The organism is Pseudorhodobacter sp., assembly GCF_030452865.1.
Taxonomy (GTDB): domain Bacteria; phylum Pseudomonadota; class Alphaproteobacteria; order Rhodobacterales; family Rhodobacteraceae; genus Pseudorhodobacter.
In genome coordinates, this window is sequence record NZ_JAKDLJ010000324.1 from 1 (window position 1) to 4,199 (window position 4,199).

The 4,199-nt window shown below is 59.8% G+C and carries 4 protein-coding genes; all 4 read right to left on the reverse strand.

Annotated elements, in window-relative coordinates; genetic code table 11:
- Positions 1-69: 69 nt before the first annotated feature.
- Genes L0H65_RS15490 through L0H65_RS15505 form a run of 4 tightly spaced genes read right to left on the reverse strand, consistent with a single transcriptional unit; the run spans position 70 to position 3,975 of the window.
- Complete coding sequence (locus L0H65_RS15490; protein ID WP_301459955.1) at positions 70-792, reverse strand: peptidase; 723 nt, start codon at positions 790-792, stop codon at positions 70-72.
- A 24-nt stretch (positions 793-816) separates the two neighbouring features.
- Complete coding sequence (locus L0H65_RS15495) at positions 817-1,629, reverse strand: transglutaminase family protein (RefSeq protein ID WP_301459956.1); 813 nt, start codon at positions 1,627-1,629, stop codon at positions 817-819.
- Complete coding sequence (locus tag L0H65_RS15500) at positions 1,629-2,579, reverse strand: alpha-E domain-containing protein (RefSeq protein ID WP_301459958.1); 951 nt, start codon at positions 2,577-2,579, stop codon at positions 1,629-1,631. Before L0H65_RS15500 ends, L0H65_RS15495 begins: the two co-directional genes overlap by 1 nt.
- A 4-nt stretch (positions 2,580-2,583) precedes the next feature.
- Positions 2,584-3,975 (reverse strand): circularly permuted type 2 ATP-grasp protein, encoded by a 1,392-nt coding sequence (locus L0H65_RS15505; protein ID WP_301459960.1) that lies wholly within the window; start codon positions 3,973-3,975, stop codon positions 2,584-2,586.
- Positions 3,976-4,199 lie beyond the last annotated feature (224 nt).

Sequence of the window (4,199 nt, forward strand, 5' to 3'; positions counted from 1 at the left end):
CCCCGGCCTCCCGCAACAGCTCAATCGCAGCCGGATGCACGGGTTCTGTGATGACAACGCGGCGGCCCATCACAGCGCAATCTGCGAAAAGCCGTCGCGCAGCGCGGTTGACCACGCCTCCGACATGGTGCGGAAGGCGTCGTCCCCGGCCTCGATCCGGCGCAATTCACTGATCCGGCAAGTGTCTCGCCCGATCACCGCCAGATCCAGCGGCATCCCGACCGACAGGTTTGACCGCAACGTCGAATCCATCGACAACAGCACCGCCTTTTGCCCGTCCTTCAACGAAGTATCCGGCGTCACCACCCGGTCGAGAATCGGCTTGCCATATTTATGCTCGCCAATTTGCAGGAAGGGCGTGTCTTCGGTCGCTTCAATGTAATTGCCTTCCGGATAGATCAGAAACATCCGCATCTCCCCGCCCGCGCGCTGCCCCGCCACGATCATCGAGGCGGAAACCCCCTGCCCCATGGCGAAGCGTTCATCAATCGTGGTGCAAACCTCGGCCAGTTTTGCCCCGACAATATCCGCAACTTTCAACATTGTCGGTGCTTTCATGATCGAGGTGGTTTCATCGGAATTCGGGTCGTCGACAATTTCACGCAGCCGCGCAATGGTGGTTTGCGTCACCGAAAGGCTGCCCGCCGTGAGGATCGAAATCACCCGCTCGCCCGGTTCCTCGAAATTGAACATCTTGCGATAGGTCGCGATGTTGTCAAGGCCCGCATTGGTCCGCGTGTCGGACAAAAGAACGATGCCTTGATTCAGCAAGAGGCCGACGCAATAGGTCATGGCAGGCTCCGCAATGGGATGGGGTTATTGCTGACCGCTTTGCTGCACTGCAACCGTAACGTCAAGCGACTCTGTACCCGGTGAGCGGGCAATTCCGCGGATCGGCGCCGCGTCCATGGCATCAAGCCCGGAGCCGAGGCGGATGTAGCGCGCGTCCGGGCTGCATCTGTTCGCCGCATCCAGCCCGATCCAGCCCAGATCCCGCACCCATATTTCCGCCCAGGCATGCGCCGCATCATGCAGGGTGCCGTCATTATTGGCATGCAGATAACCCGAGACATAGCGCGCGGGCAGCCCTGCCCAGCGCGCGGCGGAAATCAGCGCATGGGCATGATCCTGGCAAACCCCTTTGCCCAGCGACAGCGCCTCCGCCGCCGTGGTCGCGTTATCGGTCATCCCCGGAACAAAAGCGATGGCATCCGACACCGCCGCCGCCAAAGCATGCGCCAGATCGAGAGCTGCCTTACCGCCTGTGTGTGCTGCCGAAAGTTCCGCAATCGCCGCATCGGCGAGTGTCGCAGGCGTCGATTGCAGATAGACCATGGGTGGCACCCGTTCCTTGTGACCGCGCAAAACGCCGGTCATATCCGTGGTCTCAATGCGCCCCTGCACCTTCACCTCAATCTCGCTCACCGGGCCCAGGATTGTCCAGGCCTGCACGAAGTCACCCGCGCCGTCGCGAAAACTGCCGCCGCGCAAGCCGTCGCTGACTGTCACATCCCACTCCCGAACCTTCTGGCCATCAAAGACCGAAGGCGTCAGCCGATGGCTTTGCACCACCGCCCGCACCGGCTGACTGTAAGAATAGCGGGTGATATGTTCGACCGTCAGCAGCATCAGCGAATGTCCCCGCTCAGATAGCTTTCATGGATGTGATGGGCCAGTTTGCCCGTCTCCTTCACAAAACGTGCCAGAAATTCATGCAGTCCTTCCTCGAATATATCCTCGGTAGAGGTTTCTGCCAGACTGGCCAGCAAGGACCGCCCCTGCTCGCCCGCGCTGGTGTGGCGTTGATAATCGCGGTCCAGCCGGTCCAGATGCTGCACCATACCTTGCCCGCAGGTGATCAGGGAACGCGGGCATTGCGGGTTCAGGATCAGAAAATGTGCGATCTTGGCTGCCGTGACATCGCCGCCGTAAGCCCAGTGGAACGCCCGGTGCGACGACATCGCGCGCAAAAGCGTGGTCCATTGGTAGTTATCAAGGCCGGAGCCGACAAAATCCACCCGTGGCAGCAGGACGTAATATTTCACGTCCAAAAGCCGCGCCGTGCTGTCGGCACGTTCAAGGTAATAGCCAAGGTTCAGGAAATCATAGCCATCCTTGCGCAATTGCGATGCCTCGATGCCGCCGCGCATGGTCGCCGCTGTGCGCCGGGTCCAGTCCGTCAGGTCGTGCAGGTCAAGCTCCGATCTTGATTGCCGCTCCATCTGGCGCAATTCGTCGTATCCCGTGCTGATCGCATCCCACACTTGCGTTGTCAGCGCGGAGCGCACGATGCGGGCATTTTCACGCGCCGCTGCGATGCAGGACGCGACCGAGGATGGGTTATCACGGTCAAAGAACAGATGGCTTTCAATATTGCGCTGTACCGGGTCGCCGTATTTCTGCGCAAAGGCATCGGCAGTGCCGACGGTGCGCAGCACCGAATCCCATTCGCTGCGATAGCCTTGCGCATTGGGAATAAGCGAAATGCGCGCGCCCATATCCATCAGCCGGGCTGCCGTTTCGGCGCGTTCCATATAGCGCGCGATCCAGAAAAGATTGTCGGCGGTTCTACTCAGCATGTCATCACCCCGCCAAAACCCAAGTATCCTTGACGCCGCCACCCTGGCTGGAGTTGACGACCAGCGAACCTTCGGTCAGCGCCACCCGCGTCAACCCACCCGGCACAAGTTCAATCCGTTCACCGACCAGGCAATAGGGCCGCAAATCGACGTGGCGGGGGGCGATGCCTTCTTCCACAAAGGTCGGCGTGGTGGACAGCGCAAGGGTCGGCTGCGCAATATAATTATGCGGCTTGGCCTTGATCCGTTCGGCAAAATCCGCCACTTCGGCCTTGGTGCATTTCGGCCCGACGAGCATGCCATAGCCTCCCGATCCGTGAACCTCTTTCACCACCAGTTCGGCGAGGTGTTCCAACACATATTTGCAATCATCCGCCTTCGCGCATTGCCATGTCGGCACGTTGTTCAGGATCGGGTCTTCGCCCAGATAAAACCGCACCATTTCGGGAACGAAGGTGTAAACCGCCTTGTCATCGGCGACACCTGCGCCGGGGGCAGAACAAATCGCCACACCACCAGAGCGATACACATCCATCAGGCCGGGAATCCCCAACATGCTGTCCGCTCGGAAACACAGCGGATCAATGTAGGCGTCATCAATGCGGCGGTAAATCACGTCCACCCGTTTCGGCCCTTCGGTGGTCCGCATATAGACAAATTCGCCCTCGACGAACAAATCCTGCCCTTCGACCAGTTCAACGCCCATCAGGTCGGCCAGAAAGCTGTGCTCATAATAGGCCGAATTGAAATGCCCCGGCGTCAGGATAACGATCACCGGTTCCCCCTTGCATTTCGCGGGCGCCACCGAGGCGAAGGTGCGGCGCAACAGTGCGGGGTAATTCTCCACCGGTTCAATCCGGTTTTCGCGGAACAAGGCGGGGAACATCCGCATCATGATTTCACGGTTTTCCAGCATATAGGACACGCCGGAAGGCGTGCGGCAGTTGTCCTCCAGCACGAAAAACTCATCCGGGCCAGTGCGGACCAGATCAACGCCAACGATATGGGAATAGACCCCTTTCGGCGGCACAAACCCGACCACCGCCTTTTCATACGCCTCATTCTGATAGACCAGATTGGCGGGGATGCGCCCCGCGCGCACAATCTCCCCCCGGCTGTAGACATCCGCCAGAAACGCATTCAAGGCGCGCGCCCGCTGCTTCACCCCCCGCTCCAGCTTCGCCCACTCCAAGGCTGAGAACACGCGCGGGAACATATCGAACGGGATCAGGCGATCCGGGTCACCACCTTCGCCATAGACCGCGAAGGTGATGCCGATGCGGCGGAACAGCGCCTCCGCCTCCGCCTGTTTCATCTGCCGCAGCGCAGCGGGCATCGTGCGCATCCAGTCGTCCAACTGCTGATAAGGCGCGCGCACCTGACCGTTTTCATACATTTCGTTGAAATATTCGGCCAAACATGCCCCCGTTCGCTCGCTGGACAGGGAAAATCCCCACCGTCTTCGTTGACTCCAGTAAATCAGGGCTTGCGCCGGGATGAAAGCAAACTCTCGATTTTTCCTGGGCGCGGGCTGGCATCGCCTTAAAATCAGGCACTGATTTGCCAATTTTTGCGCATCGCCTTGCCTTCCCCGGCGGCAGCAACCTAAGTATGGACGAA

What these genes read in the sequence shown, in the direction of transcription:
- L0H65_RS15490 (WP_301459955.1), bottom strand. Translation starts at nt 792, where the DNA reads ATGACCTATTGCGTCGGCCTCTTGCTGAATCAAGGCATCGTTCTTTTG.
- L0H65_RS15495 (WP_301459956.1), bottom strand. Translation starts at nt 1,629, where the DNA reads ATGCTGCTGACGGTCGAACATATCACCCGCTATTCTTACAGTCAGCCG.
- L0H65_RS15500 (WP_301459958.1), bottom strand. Translation starts at nt 2,579, where the DNA reads ATGCTGAGTAGAACCGCCGACAATCTTTTCTGGATCGCGCGCTATATG.
- L0H65_RS15505 (WP_301459960.1), bottom strand. Translation starts at nt 3,975, where the DNA reads ATGTATGAAAACGGTCAGGTGCGCGCGCCTTATCAGCAGTTGGACGAC.